This is a genomic window from Paraconexibacter sp., assembly GCF_059438195.1.
In genome coordinates, this window is record NZ_JBLKKY010000044.1 from 1 (window position 1) to 13,312 (window position 13,312).

Below are 13,312 nucleotides of genomic sequence, written 5' to 3' on the forward strand. Positions count from 1 at the left end.
AAGCTGCCGCCGCGGATCGTGGGATACTTGCGGATGCCCGGCGTCTGGTCGTCGAGCCTACGATCGGCACATCGGCCGCTACGGACCCGCGCTCGCCCAGGCGCTCCTCGAGGCGACGGGCGTCGCCGCGGGCCGGCGAGCACTCGATGTCGGCTGTGGTCCGGGCGCGCTCACCTCGGCGCTCTCCGAGGCGCTCGGCCCCGACCACGTCAGCGCGGTCGACCCCTCGGAGCCGTTCGTCGAGGCGTGCGCACGACGCCTCCCCGGCGTCGACGTGCGGGTCGGGGCGGCCGAGGCGCTTCCCTTCGCCGACGGCACGTTCGACATGACGCTCGCGCAGCTGGCCGTCAACTTCATGGCCGACCCGCCGGCGGGGGTGCGTGAGATGCGGCGGGTGACGCGGCCCGGCGGCGTGGTGGCGGCCGTGGTGTGGGACTACGCGGGCGAGATGACGATCCTCCGTCGCTTCTGGGACGCCGCCGTGAGCCTCGACCCCGGGGCGGCCGACCGCGACGAGGGTCGCTCGATGCCGTACTGCACGTCCGGGGAGCTGGAGGGCCTGTGGCACGACGCGGGCCTCCGCGACGTCGCCGTCTCCGCGGTCGTCGTCGACGCGGCGTACGCCGGCTTCGACGATCTGTGGCGGTCGCTCGAGAACGGCTCGGGTCCTTCGACCGCCTACGCCGCCTCGCTGCCGCAGGATGCTCGCGCACGACTGCGGGACGAGCACCGTCGCCGTCTCGCCGTCGGCGAGGAGCCCTTCCGGCTCACCGCCCGCGCGTGGAGGGTCCTCGGAGCGGCACCGTGATCTCGACCCGTCGGGGGGAGCGATCCAGGAGGAGGCCATGATCGTCACCGTCGCCAAGATCGCCGACTTCGACCGGTTCCTGGAGACCTTCGCGACGAGGGGCGCGGAGAAGCGGAGGGAGCACGGGTGCAAGGGCGCCGAGATCTTCCGCGACCCCGAGGATCCGGGTCGCGTGTGGGTGGCCTTCGACTGGGCGCAGGAGGACTACGAGGGCTTCCTCGCGGATCCGGCGATCCCGGCGATCGCGAGGGACCTCGGGCTCCAGGAGCCGCCGCTGAGGGCCGAGCCGGTCGCGGCGTACGACTGCTGACCGGACTCCGAGGGATGGAGCTAGCCGGACTCGAACCGGCGACCTCCTGGGTGCGATCCAGGCGCTCTCCCAACTGAGCTATAGCCCCTCGGGACACTGAGTTGTACCACCCCAGGGCGGTGGTGCGCCCCGGCGCGTCGCACCACCCTGACGAAACTCACGCTCCGCGTGAGTTTCGTCAGGAGGGTTGGGGTGAGTCGAAGAGGTTCGGCTTCCCCTCGCGGTAGCGGCGCCGGTCGGCCTTCTTCAGCTCCTCGAACTCCGGCGGGTCGTAGAGCTTGAAGCGCTTCGGCGCCTCGGCCTTCGAGCCCGCGGCGTCGAGCAGGGCCTCGACCGCCTCGCGCGCGGACTCGTTGGCGCCCTCCATCGTCGCGAGGTCGATGTCGTTGCGCACGTAGTCGCCGGCGAGGAAGAGGTTCGGGATCTCGGTGCGGGCCGTCGGGCGCTTCTCCCAGCTGCCCACCGTGTTGACGAGCAGCGGCGTGTCGTTGCGGTTGTGGCCGCGGCTCGGGACCCACTTCACGCCGGGGTCGAGGAACCACGAGTGGACGACGCCGTCGGGGAGGTCGCGCGCCCCGCGGTCGTTGAGGTGCGCCTGGAGCTGCGCCCACACCTCGCGCTCGATCTCCTGCGCCGTGCACTCCTTCGCCGTCTTCTTCACGACGAGGCCGGGGGTGTCCCAGTCCGAGATGTCGACCGAGAGGCAGTCGACGACGGAGCCGTCGCCGTAGTCGCGGCGGAAGTCCCGCTCCTTCCAGAACTGCTGCTGCGTGAGACCGGTGAGGGCCCACGGCGAGTCGATGAACGCGAGGTGGCCGGGCACGAGGTCGAGCGGCTCGGTGAGGAAGTACTGGAGGCCGACCATCCAGTCGGTGATGAGCTCGTGCATGAGCTCGAGCTTCGGATCGAGCGCGAGGACGTTGCGGTTCCAGAGCCTGCGCGCCCGCTCGGCCGGCACCGCGCAGACGAACCAGTCGGCCTCGACGCGATGGCGGACGCCCTTGCGGTCACGGACGCTCGCCGCCTCGATCCTCCCGCCGCGCGCCTTCAGCGAGGTGACCGTCATGCCGGTCTCGAAGCGCACGCCCTGCTTCTCGAGATGGACGACCCACGGGTCGATCCACGCTTCGTTCGTCGGCGCGTCGAGCACGCGGTCGAGCGCGCCGTCGTTGCCGCGGCCCATGATGGTGTAGACGAAGGCCTCGGCCATGTTGCCGATCGTGCGCGTGCTCGCGAGGTTCTCCTTCGCGGCGACGAGCGTGCGGGTGAGACCGCCGACGAGCATCCGCTGGTACTCCTCGGACTTGCCCTCGGCCTCGACGAAGTCCGCCCAGGTGACGTTCTCCCACTGGCCGTAGCGGCGCTCGTCCGAGCTCGTGAGGAAGACGAGGAGCCGGCTCATGAAGAACGCCAGCTCCTGCGGGGGGACGCGCGCCCCGAGCTCGAGACCGGCGATGAGGCTCTCCTGCAGGTTCTCGGGGGTGAGGACCTTCGGGGCCTCCGGCTCGAACCCGGCGGGCAGGATGAGATCGCTGCGGCCCATGCGCGACATCCGCGTCCCGGGGGCGTCGACGAGGTTGTCGAACACGCCGTTCTCGTTGCCGTCGACCGGGATGCGCCGCATCGAGTCGGGGACGTGGTGGTAGAAGCCCGGGAAGAAGCGGAAGCCGTGCTCGCCCGGCAGGTCGCGGCGGCCGCCCGCCGCCGTGCCGGCGACCGGGATGCTGCGCGCCTTGCCGCCGAGGGCGTTGCGCTCGAACACCGTCACCTGGAACCCGCGCTCGACGAGCTCGTGCGCGGCGGTGAGGCCGGCCATGCCGCCGCCGAGGACGGCGACCTGCGGGCGCAGGCGCGGCGTCCGGCGGCGCCGGCCGGCGAGGGCTTGGCCGGGGCCGAGCAGCGCCGCCGCGGCGCCCGCCGAGGCACCCCCGGCGACGAACGTGCGACGGGTCATCGACCCGTCGGCGAAGCGACGATCCTCCTGCGGCTCTCCCATGTCCCTGCCCCTGTCTGACGACGGCTGTCTTCAGAACCATTGCATCTGACGACCGCCGTCGTCAACATGCGCGTCGATGGCATCCCCCGCCCACAGCCGCCCGGCCCGCGCGTACGGCGGCGTGAGCGCCGCGGATCGCGTCGCCGCGCGGCGGGAGAAGCTCCTCCACGCCGCCCTCGAGCTCTACGGGACGCAGGGCTTCGCGACGACCGGCGTCAAGGCGGTGTGCCGCGAGGCGGGGCTCACCGACCGCTACTTCTACGAGTCCTTCGACGACGCCACCGTGCTCTTCGCGGCGACCTTCGACCGCGTCACGGACCGGCTCTTCACGCTCGTCGCCGACGCCGTCGCCGCGGCGGGCGCCGACCCCGGCGCCCAGGTCCGCGCGGCGATCGGCGCCTTCGTCCGCGCGCTCGCCGCCGACCCGCGCAAGGCCCGCGTCGTCTTCCTCGAGACCGCCGCCGTGGGGCCCGGTGCCGAGGAGCACATGCGCGCGACGCTCCGGCGCTTCGCCGACCTCGTCGCCGCGACCGCCCGGCCGCATCTCCCGGCGAGCACGCGCGAGCCGCTCGTCCGCCTCGCGGCGCTCGCGCTCGTCGGCGCCATCGAGCGCGTGATGATCGAGTGGATCGACGGCGAGCTCGACGTGACGCTCGAGGAGGTCATCGACGAGCTGAGCCGGCTCTTCCTCGCCTTCGGCGTCTCGGCGGGCGCCGCCCCGCCGTGACGGTGAGGCGCTACCGTCCGCCCGTCGCTGCGCCGCTCCGCATCCTCGTCGTCTCCCAGATGTGGCCGGGCCCCTCGGACCCGGACCTCGGGGTCTTCGTCGCCCAGGTCGCGCGCGAGCACGAGCGCGCGGGTCACACGGTCGAGCGCGCCGTGCTCGACAGCCGGTCCGGCGGCAAGGCCCGGCACATCCGGCTCGTCCGCGAGGCGGTCGCCGTCGCGCGCCGCACCCGGCCCGACGTCGTCTTCGCGCACTTCCTCGTGCCCGCGGGGATCGCAGGCGCCCTCGCTGCCGCCGCGGCCCGCGCGCCGCTCGTCGTCATGGCGCACGGGACCGACGTCGAGAACGCGCGCCGCCTCGCGCCCGTGCGGCTCGCGACCCGCGCCGTCGTCGCCCGCGCCGCCGCGGTGATCTCCAACTCCCGCTGGCTCGCCGACCGCCTCACCGAGGTCGTCCCGGCCGCCGCGGCGAAGGTCACGGTCGCCGACTGCGGCGTCGACATGGAGCGCTTCGCCCCGGCCGACCCCGCGGCGGCGCGCTCGGCCGTCGGGTGGGACGACGCCGGCGGCGGGACCCGCTTCCTCGCGATCGGGAGCCTCATCGAGCGCAAGAACGTCCTCCGTCTCGCCGAGGCCTTCGCGCAGGTCACCGACACGCCCGCCGCGCCGGGGTCGCTCGTCTTCCTCGGGGACGGCCCGCTCCGCGGCGAGCTCGAGGGCCGGCCGGGTGTGCGCGTCGCCGGCCGCGTCGCCCACGACGAGGTGCCGCGCTGGATCGCCGCGGCCGACGTCGTCTGCCAGCCCTCGCTGCGCGAGCCGTTCGGCCAGGCGGCGCTCGAGGCGCTCTCCTGCGGCCGCTCGGTCGTCGCGACGAGCGAGGGCGGCCCGCCGGAGTTCGTCACGCCGCAGGCGGGCGCGATCGTCGACCCCCTCGACGTCGGCGACATCGCTCGCGGGCTGCGCCACGCGGCCTCGCTCCCGTCCCCGAACCCCGCCGCCCGTGCCGCGGCGGAGCCGCACGACGTCCGGCGGCAGGCCGCGATCATCGCCGAGGTCCTCTCCTCGGCGGTGGGACGCGACGCCTGACGCGGGTACCCTCTGCCGAGATCCACATGGACGAGCGCGACCCGACATGAGCTTCCTGCGCAGCTTCCGCGGGCGGCTCACCTTCTTCTTCGTCGCGATCGTCATCGTCCCGATGGCCTCGCTGAGCGTCATCGTCGTCCGGCTCCTCGACGACAACGAGTCGGCGAAGGCCGACGCGCGGATCGCCGCCCGCCAGGAGGCCGCGATCAACCTCTTCGAGCGGGCGCGCGCGGACGCCGACGAGGCGGCGGTCGAGGTCGGCAAGGACGTCGAGCTCGCGACCGCGCTGCGCGCCGACGACCCGAACGCCGCGAGGGCCCGTGCCGAGGAGCTCATCGACGAGCTCGACCTCAAGCGCCTCGTCATCCGGCGCGGGCCGGCGACCTTCGTCGACGTCGGCGCGACCGACGCCGTCTTCCCCGCCCGGCGCGACCTCGTCGGCGAGGGCGGCGACTCGTTCGGCCTCCTGCTCGTCTCCACGACCGGTCCGCGCTCGTACGCCTCGCTCGTGAGCGACGCGACCGATCTCGAGCTCGTCATCACGCGCGAGCGCGGCGAGCCGGTGACGACGCTCGAGGAGCCGCCCGCCGAGCCCCTTCCCGAGGATCCCGGCGTCGTGGACGTCGGCGGCGCCGAGTACCGCGCGGCGAGCTTCACCGCGGCCTCGTTCGGCCCCGACCGCACGCAGGTGACCGTCCTCGCCGACGAGCAGCTCACCGAGGCCGAGCAGGAGTCCTCGCGCGGCTTCGCCCTCGCCCTCCTCGGCGGCTTCTTCGTGCTCGCGTTCCTCTGCGCGATCGTCGTCGCCCGCGCGCTCCAGCGGCAGATCGAGGAGTTCCTCGAGGCGGCGCGCCGGATCGGCCGGGGCGACTTCGCGACGGTCGTGCCGACCGGCGGGCGCGACGAGTTCGCCGCCCTCGGCGTCGAGTTCAACAACATGAGCGCCCAGCTGCAGGCCCAGATCTCGGCGCTCGAGGCGCAGCAGCGGCGTCTCGCCGACGCGATGCGGACGATCGGCGACACCGCCGCGTCCAACCTCGACCGGGTCGGGCTGCTCGAGATCGTCGTGCGCACCGCGGTGCAGGGGGTCGCCGGCGGGGCGGGCGCGAGCCGGGCGACCCTGCGCGAGGACGGCAGCGGGCCCTTCGCCCAGGTCGCGGTCGACGGCGACCCCGCCGGGCTGGAGGCCGTCATCCACGCGGCCGAGGGGGAGGCGGTCTCGACGAGCGCCCCGACGGCGGTGAGCGTCGGCGACGCGCATGCGCTCGCCTTCCCGCTGCGGAGCGGGACCGACGGAGCGCCCGATATCCCCCGCAGCGTCATCGGGATCGTCGCGGTCGCCCGGCACGGCGTCCCCTTCACCGACTCCGACCGGGACCTCTTCCACTACCTGGGCGGGCAGGCCTCGGTCTCCCTCGAGAACGTCGACCTCCATCACACCGTCGAGCGCCAGGCGACGACCGACGAGCTCACGGGGCTGTCGAACCGGCGCCGCTTCCAGGAGACGCTCGGGAGCGAGGTGGAGCGGTCGCGGCGGTTCGGCCAGCCCCTCGGCCTCGTCATGCTCGACATCGACGACTTCAAGCGCGTCAACGACACGCACGGGCACCAGGTCGGGGACGTCGTCCTGCGCGAGGTCTCCCGCGTCCTGCGCGAGACCTCCCGCGAGATCGACGAGCCGGCCCGCTTCGGCGGCGAGGAGCTGGCGGTCGTCCTCCCGCAGACCGATCTCGAGGGCGCGTACAACCTCGCCGAGCGCGTCCGTGAGGGCATCGAGAGCATCGAGGTGCCCCTCGACGACGGCGAGGTCCTCCGCGTCACGGCGAGCCTCGGCGCGGCCGAGATGCCGTCGAGCGCGAGCGACGAACGGGGCCTCGTCGCGGCCGCCGACGACGCGCTCTACGCGGCGAAGCGGGCGGGGAAGAACCGCACCGTCAGGGCGGCCCCGGTCGGCTGAGGGGGCCGCGCCTTCGCGGTGGTCCACCAGGGACGCTAGGCTGGGCGGGGTATGGGACTGCTCGACGAAGCGATCCGCGAGCACCTCGAGCTGAAGCGCCGCCGGGGAGCGGACCCCGGCGAGATCGCGCGGCTCGAGAAGGAGGCGCTCGGCCCCGTCGACCGTGAGGCCTACCGCGAGGAGGCCCGCGCCTCCGCGGCGGCGGCGACCGAGGAGCCTGCGCCGTCGCTCGACCTCGACGAGGCGGAGCTCCCCTACGAGGAGCCGGCGGTCGCCCGGGAGCCGGACGACGAGTACGAGTACGAGGTCGACCTGCCGGACGAGGACGACCTCGGCTGGGACGAGGACGAGGCCGACGCGACCCGCGTCGTCGACCCCTCGCCGTCGTCCGAGGCGGCGGCCCCGCCGGAGCCGCCCTCTCCGCGGGACGCCCCGCGCGCCGACGCGCCGTCGCCCGAGCCGCCGCCGTCCGCCGAGGCGCCTCCCCGCGGGGTGGACCAGCCGACCGCCGCCTACTCGCTCGACGACCTCGAGGATCTCGACGACCGGCCGCGCGCGGAGCCGCGCGACGTCGTCCCCGCCGACGATGAGCCGGGCGAGCACGACGTCCTCGAGGAGACGCCCGACTTCCTCGAGGAGACGCCGGAGCACGACCGGCTCTGGTTCGAGCAGAAGCCGCCGCGCGACTTCGACTTCTGAGCGCGCCGACGTCCCGCGTGACCGAGCGTCGCCTCACCTGGCTCGACGTCTTCACGCCGACGCCGCTCGCCGGCAACGCGCTCGCCGTCGTCCACGACGCGGACGGCCTCGACGACGCGATGATGCTCGCCTTCGCCCGGGAGACGCGTCTCAGCGAGACGACGTTCGTGCAGGAGGCCCTCAGCGACGGCGCGACGTACCGCAACCGCATCTTCACCATGGGCGGGGAGCTGCCGTTCGCCGGCCACCCGTCGCTCGGCACCGCCGTCGCGGTCGCGCGTGCGCGTGGCCTGAGCGAGGCGTCGTTCGTGCAGGAGACCCCGGCCGGGCTCCAGCCGGTCGACGTCCGTCTCGACGGCGACCTCGCGCAGGCCTCGATGCTCCAGGAGCCGGCCGTCCACGGCGCGGAGGTCGACCCCGCCGCCGCTCTCGCCGTCGCCGGTCTCGACGCGGCCGACGCGCATCCCGACCTCCCACCGCAGGTCGTCTCGACGGGGGTCGCGCACCTCCTCGTCCCGGTCCGCGATGCCGCGGTCCTCGAGCGCGCCGCGCCTCGGGACTTCACGGCCCTGCGCGACCTCCTCACGGCGCACGACTCGGTCGTCCTCTACCTCGCGGCCGTCGGGAGCGGCGCCGATCCGGTCCGCGCGCGCGGCTTCTTCACGGAGCCCGGCGAGATCACGGAGGACCCGGCGACCGGCTCGGCGGCCGGGCCGCTTCTGGCGTATCTCCACGCGCGTCGCGGCGACGAGGCGATCGACGTCCTGCAGGGCGTCGAGATGGAGCGCCCCAGCAGGCTCGAGTGTCGCGTCGCCGGTGACCGCGTCCGCGTCGGCGGCGCCTGCGTCGTCGTCGCCGACGGCGCGGTCCGCCTCGGCCGCTAGGACCCTCGCTCGTACGAGCGTCCACGGCCCTCGTCAGCACGTGCTGCGGGGCCGATGATGGGAGGGACGCATCTCCCGCACCGGTCGTTGGGGAACCGCCGGTGCGTCGGGGGGCCTGTGCCCGCCACACGGCGCAGGCCGCGAAGGACGCGAGGCGCCCGGTCACACATACCGGCCGGGCGCCCGTCCTTTGTCGGCGCTCCTGCGCCGAGGCCTCGGGCGTGCCGAGAACTCAGGAGCGGCTCCTCGGCGACACGATCCGAGTTCTCGCGGGTGGGTGAGCACGCGCGTCGCCCTACAATGGGCTTCCCGGGGCCATAGCTCAGCTGGGAGAGCGCCTGCTTTGCAAGCAGGAGGTCGTCGGTTCGATCCCGACTGGCTCCATCGTCCGGTCTCGCGTGAGACAGCGGGGACGTCCCGGTCGCGTCGCGGCCCGGCGGACCTACGTCGGGACCGCGACCGCCTGATCGCCCGCTCCGACCTCGATGTCGTCGAACGCGCATCGACCGGTTCCGCGCTGGAAGAGGCTCACCGCGATGAGCCACACCCCGACGACGCGCTCCGGCGGCGGGCCGACGGCGGCGGCGTAGTCGCTGCGCACGGGGCGGTCTTCGCTCAGCCAGCGACCGAGGTCCCCGTGTCCCGACCGCACGACGACGTGAGTCTCGCGGTGCGTCCACGTCGGGATCGGGCAGCGGTAGGCGTGGCCGACCGGGAGCGAGCAGCTCCAGTGCCACGTGAGGTCCTGGCCGTTCTCGAACTCGAGCGCGATGCTGAGGTAGTCGTGCGCGGGCAGGACGTCCTCGGGCAGGGCGGACGGCAGCTCGTCCACGCGCCAGCGCCAGCGGAGCCGCGTCGCGTCGGTGAGCGGGACGTCGACGTCGTGCTGGATGATCCCGACGTCGCCGTGGGTGTGACAGGCGATGCCCTCGGGGTGCGAGCCGTCGTAGATCTCGGACGGCCCGAGGAACCACAGGTGTCGCCAGCCCTCGGGCGGCGACGGCGCACCGCGGAGGCGCTCGAGCTCACCGGCGACGAGGCCGGACGGATCGTCGACGGGGTCCAGCGTGCGCGCCGGCTCGACGCCGCCGGCCCAGCGGACGACGAGGACGCTCATCGCTCCGCTCGCCTTCCCGTAGTCGGCGGGGTCGGTCGCGAGGCGCCCGCTCGGGTCGGCCCACTCGCCGGGGAAGTAGCTGGCGACCTCGACCTCGCCGTCGCGCTCCGCGACGAAGGAGTGCGAGGCGCGCGTGCCGCGGAAGACCGGGGCCGCGCCGCCGACGCGCAGCCACATCTGGAAGTCGGCGTCGAAGCCGAGGTCCAGCGCGCGGGCGAGCAGCGTCCGGCCGACCGCGAACGTCGTCACCCGGTCGCCGGCCGTGACGCGCACGCCGGACGCGTGCCACGGAGGCCGGTCGACGGGCACGTCGACGATGCGCGCCTCGGCGACGGCGTCGGCCGGCAGCGCGGCGGCGAGCCGCTCGAGGTCGGCGCGGCGGGCGGGCGACGGAGCGGCCCGCCGCCGTCGGCGGGCGGCGAGGCCGACGCGTGCCGCGACTCGGATCTCGTGCAGCTTGCCCGGCTGCCGCAGCGTCGGCGTGACCATCGCGCACCCCTCACGTTGATGACGCACCTAACCGAATCACATTCGGTTAGGTGCGTCAACCGGCGGCGGCCGCCGGGTCGATCCCCACGATCCGGGCCACGAGGGTCCACAGCGTCTCGGCGAGGTCGTCCTGCGGGGGGCGCGGATCGGCGGCGACCGCCGTCGCGAGCACGAGGTGGGTGCCGCCCATGAGCATCGCGCTCGCGACCTCGCAGTCGAGGTCCGGCGGAAGGTCGCCGTCCTTCTGCGCGCGCCGCAGGTTGCGCGCCGAGACGCGCGCGACCCGGGCGAGGCGCTCGGCGTCGACCCGCGCGACGGTCCCGTCGCGTGCGCTGCGCGCGAGGAGGACGGGCGACAGCGGCTCGTCGTAGTGGAAGCGCACCGCGGCGTGGGAGCGCGCTCGCTCGCGTGCCGGCCATGGCCCGTGCTCGGCGAAGGTGCGGTCCATCACGGCGTCCCCGTACCGGTCGTAGAACGCCTCGACGACCGCCTCGAGCAGCGCCTCCTTCGAGGGGAAGTGGTGGTAGAGGCCGCCGACGGAGATTCCGGCGCTCTCGGCGACCGCGGTGACGTCGAGCGCTCCGCCGTCCGCGACGAGTCGGCGCTCGGCGATCTCGACGAGGCGTGCGCGTGTGCGTCGTCCTCGGTCGCTCATCGGCCGGGACTGTAGAACCTCGAGAAGCCGCCGCCTCGTCGGCGGGCGCCGCGCGGCATGGACGGGTGACGGGGCCCGGTGCTCGGGCGGATGGCGGCTCTGAGCGGCTCCGGCGGTCGCCGCGAGCGGCGAGCCGACCGGCGAGCCGGTCGCCCGTCAGGGGACGTGCGCGTCCGGGGCCGGTGCGGGCACGTCGTGCCCGTCGCGAGACCCCAAGCGGCAGACCTCGCCGCATGGGGTGCGACCGTCGACGGTGCCGGCGGGGCCGGCGTGCCGTCAGTCCTGCAGGGTCCCGGCGTCCTCGCCGGTGACCGGAGCCGCCGTGCCGGCGGCCTCGGCGGCCGCCTGCGCCTTGCGCGCCTCCTTGCGCGCGGCCTTGTCCTGCCGGCGCTCGCGGAGCTTCTGCTCGCGGTTGAGCTTCGCCATCGTCGTCTTCTTCTTCTTGCTGGAGGCCATGGTGGCTCCTTCGGGTCGTCGAACGAACGCGGGGGCGGCCCCGCTCACGCGGGACCGCCCCCGATGCGGCGAGTCAGGTGCTGCTAGAGCGCCTGGACGTTGGCGGCGGCGGGGCCCTTGGGGCCCTGCTCGGCGTCGTAGCTCACCTTCGCGCCCTCAGCGAGCGACTTGAAGCCGTTCATCTGGATCGCGCTGTGATGGACGAAGAGGTCCTTGCCGGCGTCATCGGGCGTGATGAAGCCGAAGCCCTTCTCGTCGCTGAACCACTTCACGGTGCCTGTGGCCATCTTGCTTTCCCTCCGGGGGATATGTGCGCTGCGTGACGCGGAGGGAGCCTGATGGCAACGACTGCGGTAACGCTGGGCACTGCTTTCGGTCGAGCGGACGCCCGACCCGGATGACCAAGTCTAGCGGGTCGCGCGTCCCGGGCCGAGATCTGCCGCCCGCTAGCGTGTCCGAGGTGTCAGACGCACTCGAGATCCGCGGTCTCACGAAGACCTACGACGACGGCTTCACGGCCGTCGAGGACTTCGACCTCGCCGTCCCCGCCGGGGCGTTCTTCGGTCTCCTCGGCCCGAACGGAGCGGGGAAGACGACGCTCATCAGCGCGGTCTGCAACCTCATCCGCCCGACGGCGGGCGAGATCCGCGTGTTCGGCATCCCGCACGGGGAGAACGAGGCGCGTCGCCAGGTCGGTCTCGCCGAGCAGGACGTCAACCTCGACCGCTTCCTCACGGTCGAGGAGACGCTCGTCTACCACGCGGGCTACTTCGGGATGACGCGCCGCGACGCGCGCCGGCGCGCGTCGGAGATGATGGACGTCTTCGACCTCCGCGCGAAGGCCGACGTCCGCGCGCCGATGCTCTCGGGCGGCATGCGGCGGCGCCTGCTGCTCGCGCGGGCGCTCATGCACGAGCCGCGCCTGTGCATCCTCGACGAGCCCACGGCGGGCGTCGACTTCGAGCTGCGCCTCGAGCTGTGGAAGTACATCCGCCGTCTGCACGCGGAGGGGACGACGATCCTCCTCACGACGCACTACCTCGAGGAGGCGGAGGAGCTGTGCGAGGAGATCGCGCTCATCCGCTCCGGCCAGCTGCTTGCGCGGGACACGGCGGCGGGTCTGCGCGAGCACTACGGCGCGGACACGCTCGCCGACGTCTACGTGCGCGCGATGGGCCTGGGGCGGGAGGGCGGAGCGCGCGTCGCGGCGGGCGCGGCCACCGAGCCCGCCGACGCCGACAGCCGGGGCACGACCGCATGAGCGAGCTCGTCGCCCGTCACCGCGGACTCCTCGCGCTGTCGGCGCGCGAGGTGCACCGCGTCCTCAAGCTGTGGACGCAGACGGTCGCCGCGCCGATCATCTCCTCGTTCCTCTTCATCGTCGTCTTCGGTCTGTCGATCGGCGACCGCATCGAGCGGTTCGACGACGTCGACTACGAGGTGTTCATCGTCCCGGGCCTCATCGTGATGGCGATGATCCAGGCTGCCTACGCGAACAACTCCGCGACGGTCTTCCAAGCGCGGTTCGACCGCTACCTCAACGACGTGCTCTCGGCCCCGATGAAGCCGTGGGAGGTGAACCTCGCCCTGTCGGTCGGCGGGGTCGTCCGCGCGCTCCTCATCGGCGTCGGGCTCGTCCTCCTCGCGCTGCCGATCGTCGACGTCCCCGTCCGCGAGCCGCTCGTCCTCGTCGTGGCGTTCGCCCTCGCGCTCACGCTGTTCGCGCAGTTCGGCGTCATCGCCGGCATCTACGCGAAGTCCTGGGACCACTCCGCGTTCATCCAGAACATCGTCATCGTCCCGCTCACCTTCCTCGGCGGCGTCTTCTACTCGGTCACGCTCCTCCCGTCGCCGTGGGAGGAGATCAGCCACTTCAACCCGATCTTCTACCTCGTGAGCGCCGTCCGCTACGGCTTCCTCGGGACGAGCGAGGTCGACCCGATCCTCGCGCTCGGCGTCGTCGCGGTGATGACCGCGGTGTGCGTCGTGTGGAGCTCGTGGCTGTTCCGGACGGGCAAGCGGTTGAAGCCGTAGCCCGACCCTCCTGACGAAACTCACGCTGGACGTGGGTCTCGTCAGGCTGGCGAGAGCGCCTGCGCGCCAATTCAGCGGCCGCCGTCGAATCCGCG

Annotated in this window: 14 protein-coding genes and 2 tRNA genes; 10 read left to right on the forward strand and 6 right to left on the reverse strand. The window is 73.6% G+C overall.

Annotated elements, in window-relative coordinates; translation table 11 throughout:
- Positions 1–70 precede the first annotated feature (70 nt).
- Positions 71–808 (forward strand): class I SAM-dependent methyltransferase, encoded by a 738-nt coding sequence (locus tag ACME2J_RS14790; protein ID WP_495545735.1) that lies wholly within the window; start codon positions 71–73, stop codon positions 806–808.
- A 37-nt stretch (positions 809–845) separates the two neighbouring features.
- Complete coding sequence (locus ACME2J_RS14795) at positions 846–1,118, forward strand: antibiotic biosynthesis monooxygenase (RefSeq protein WP_495545701.1); 273 nt, start codon at positions 846–848, stop codon at positions 1,116–1,118.
- 15 nt (positions 1,119–1,133) lie between these two features.
- Here the strand turns inward: ACME2J_RS14795 and ACME2J_RS14800 are convergent.
- A tRNA-Ala gene (locus tag ACME2J_RS14800) sits at positions 1,134–1,206 on the reverse strand.
- Between the two features lie 90 nt (positions 1,207–1,296).
- Complete coding sequence (locus ACME2J_RS14805) at positions 1,297–3,114, reverse strand: hydroxysqualene dehydroxylase (protein WP_495545702.1); 1,818 nt, start codon at positions 3,112–3,114, stop codon at positions 1,297–1,299.
- Positions 3,115–3,190: 76 nt separating this feature from the next.
- Here ACME2J_RS14805 and ACME2J_RS14810 point away from each other — a divergent pair, with 76 nt between their 5' ends.
- The 6 genes from ACME2J_RS14810 (at position 3,191) to ACME2J_RS14835 (ending at position 8,850) form a co-directional block, all read left to right on the forward strand.
- Complete coding sequence (locus ACME2J_RS14810; RefSeq protein WP_495545703.1) at positions 3,191–3,841, forward strand: TetR/AcrR family transcriptional regulator; 651 nt, start codon at positions 3,191–3,193, stop codon at positions 3,839–3,841.
- Between the two features lie 2 nt (positions 3,842–3,843).
- Positions 3,844–4,926 carry a glycosyltransferase gene (locus ACME2J_RS14815; protein ID WP_495545704.1) on the forward strand — a complete coding sequence of 361 codons (1,083 nt, stop codon included), beginning with the start codon at positions 3,844–3,846 and terminating at the stop codon, positions 4,924–4,926.
- A 46-nt stretch (positions 4,927–4,972) separates the two neighbouring features.
- The gene (locus tag ACME2J_RS14820; RefSeq protein WP_495545705.1) at positions 4,973–6,883 is read left to right on the forward strand and encodes a diguanylate cyclase; all 1,911 of its coding nucleotides are present in this window, start codon (positions 4,973–4,975) and stop codon (positions 6,881–6,883) included.
- A gap of 51 nt (positions 6,884–6,934) precedes the next feature.
- Positions 6,935–7,582, forward strand: a complete 648-nt coding sequence (locus tag ACME2J_RS14825; RefSeq protein WP_495545706.1) for a hypothetical protein — start codon at positions 6,935–6,937, stop codon at positions 7,580–7,582.
- A gap of 17 nt (positions 7,583–7,599) precedes the next feature.
- On the forward strand, positions 7,600–8,466 hold the full coding sequence (locus tag ACME2J_RS14830) for a PhzF family phenazine biosynthesis protein (protein ID WP_495545707.1): 867 nt from the start codon (positions 7,600–7,602) through the stop codon (positions 8,464–8,466).
- A 311-nt stretch (positions 8,467–8,777) separates the two neighbouring features.
- A tRNA-Ala gene (locus ACME2J_RS14835) sits at positions 8,778–8,850 on the forward strand.
- A gap of 58 nt (positions 8,851–8,908) precedes the next feature.
- Here the strand turns inward: ACME2J_RS14835 and ACME2J_RS14840 are convergent.
- From ACME2J_RS14840 to ACME2J_RS14855, 4 genes are all read right to left on the reverse strand, one after another.
- A complete protein-coding gene (locus ACME2J_RS14840) occupies positions 8,909–10,072 on the reverse strand; it encodes a DUF3047 domain-containing protein (RefSeq protein WP_495545708.1) in 1,164 nt (387 codons plus the stop codon).
- Positions 10,073–10,127: 55 nt separating this feature from the next.
- Positions 10,128–10,727: a TetR/AcrR family transcriptional regulator gene (locus ACME2J_RS14845; protein WP_495545709.1), complete on the reverse strand. Its 600-nt coding sequence runs from the start codon at positions 10,725–10,727 to the stop codon at positions 10,128–10,130.
- 276 nt (positions 10,728–11,003) lie between these two features.
- The gene (locus ACME2J_RS14850; protein WP_495545710.1) at positions 11,004–11,183 is read right to left on the reverse strand and encodes a hypothetical protein; all 180 of its coding nucleotides are present in this window, start codon (positions 11,181–11,183) and stop codon (positions 11,004–11,006) included.
- 83 nt (positions 11,184–11,266) lie between these two features.
- Entirely contained in the window at positions 11,267–11,470 is a 204-nt protein-coding gene (locus tag ACME2J_RS14855) for a cold-shock protein (RefSeq protein ID WP_495545711.1), read from the reverse strand.
- Between the two features lie 173 nt (positions 11,471–11,643).
- Between ACME2J_RS14855 and ACME2J_RS14860 the strand changes: the two genes are divergently transcribed.
- Positions 11,644–12,444: an ABC transporter ATP-binding protein gene (locus ACME2J_RS14860; protein WP_495545712.1), complete on the forward strand. Its 801-nt coding sequence runs from the start codon at positions 11,644–11,646 to the stop codon at positions 12,442–12,444.
- Positions 12,441–13,217, forward strand: coding sequence for an ABC transporter permease (locus tag ACME2J_RS14865; protein WP_495545713.1), 777 nt, complete (start codon positions 12,441–12,443; stop codon positions 13,215–13,217). Before ACME2J_RS14860 ends, ACME2J_RS14865 begins: the two co-directional genes overlap by 4 nt.
- Positions 13,218–13,312 lie beyond the last annotated feature (95 nt).

Excerpts from the sequence above, each read along its gene's own strand:
- ACME2J_RS14840 (WP_495545708.1), bottom strand. The coding sequence starts at position 10,072 with ATGGTCACGCCGACGCTGCGGCAGCCGGGCAAGCTGCACGAGATCCGA.
- ACME2J_RS14820 (WP_495545705.1), top strand. The coding sequence starts at position 4,973 with ATGAGCTTCCTGCGCAGCTTCCGCGGGCGGCTCACCTTCTTCTTCGTC.
- ACME2J_RS14850 (WP_495545710.1), bottom strand. The coding sequence starts at position 11,183 with ATGGCCTCCAGCAAGAAGAAGAAGACGACGATGGCGAAGCTCAACCGC.
- ACME2J_RS14805 (WP_495545702.1), bottom strand. The coding sequence starts at position 3,114 with ATGGGAGAGCCGCAGGAGGATCGTCGCTTCGCCGACGGGTCGATGACC.
- ACME2J_RS14865 (WP_495545713.1), top strand. The coding sequence starts at position 12,441 with ATGAGCGAGCTCGTCGCCCGTCACCGCGGACTCCTCGCGCTGTCGGCG.
- ACME2J_RS14825 (WP_495545706.1), top strand. The coding sequence starts at position 6,935 with ATGGGACTGCTCGACGAAGCGATCCGCGAGCACCTCGAGCTGAAGCGC.
- ACME2J_RS14845 (WP_495545709.1), bottom strand. The coding sequence starts at position 10,727 with ATGAGCGACCGAGGACGACGCACACGCGCACGCCTCGTCGAGATCGCC.
- ACME2J_RS14855 (WP_495545711.1), bottom strand. The coding sequence starts at position 11,470 with ATGGCCACAGGCACCGTGAAGTGGTTCAGCGACGAGAAGGGCTTCGGC.
- ACME2J_RS14810 (WP_495545703.1), top strand. The coding sequence starts at position 3,191 with ATGGCATCCCCCGCCCACAGCCGCCCGGCCCGCGCGTACGGCGGCGTG.
- ACME2J_RS14795 (WP_495545701.1), top strand. The coding sequence starts at position 846 with ATGATCGTCACCGTCGCCAAGATCGCCGACTTCGACCGGTTCCTGGAG.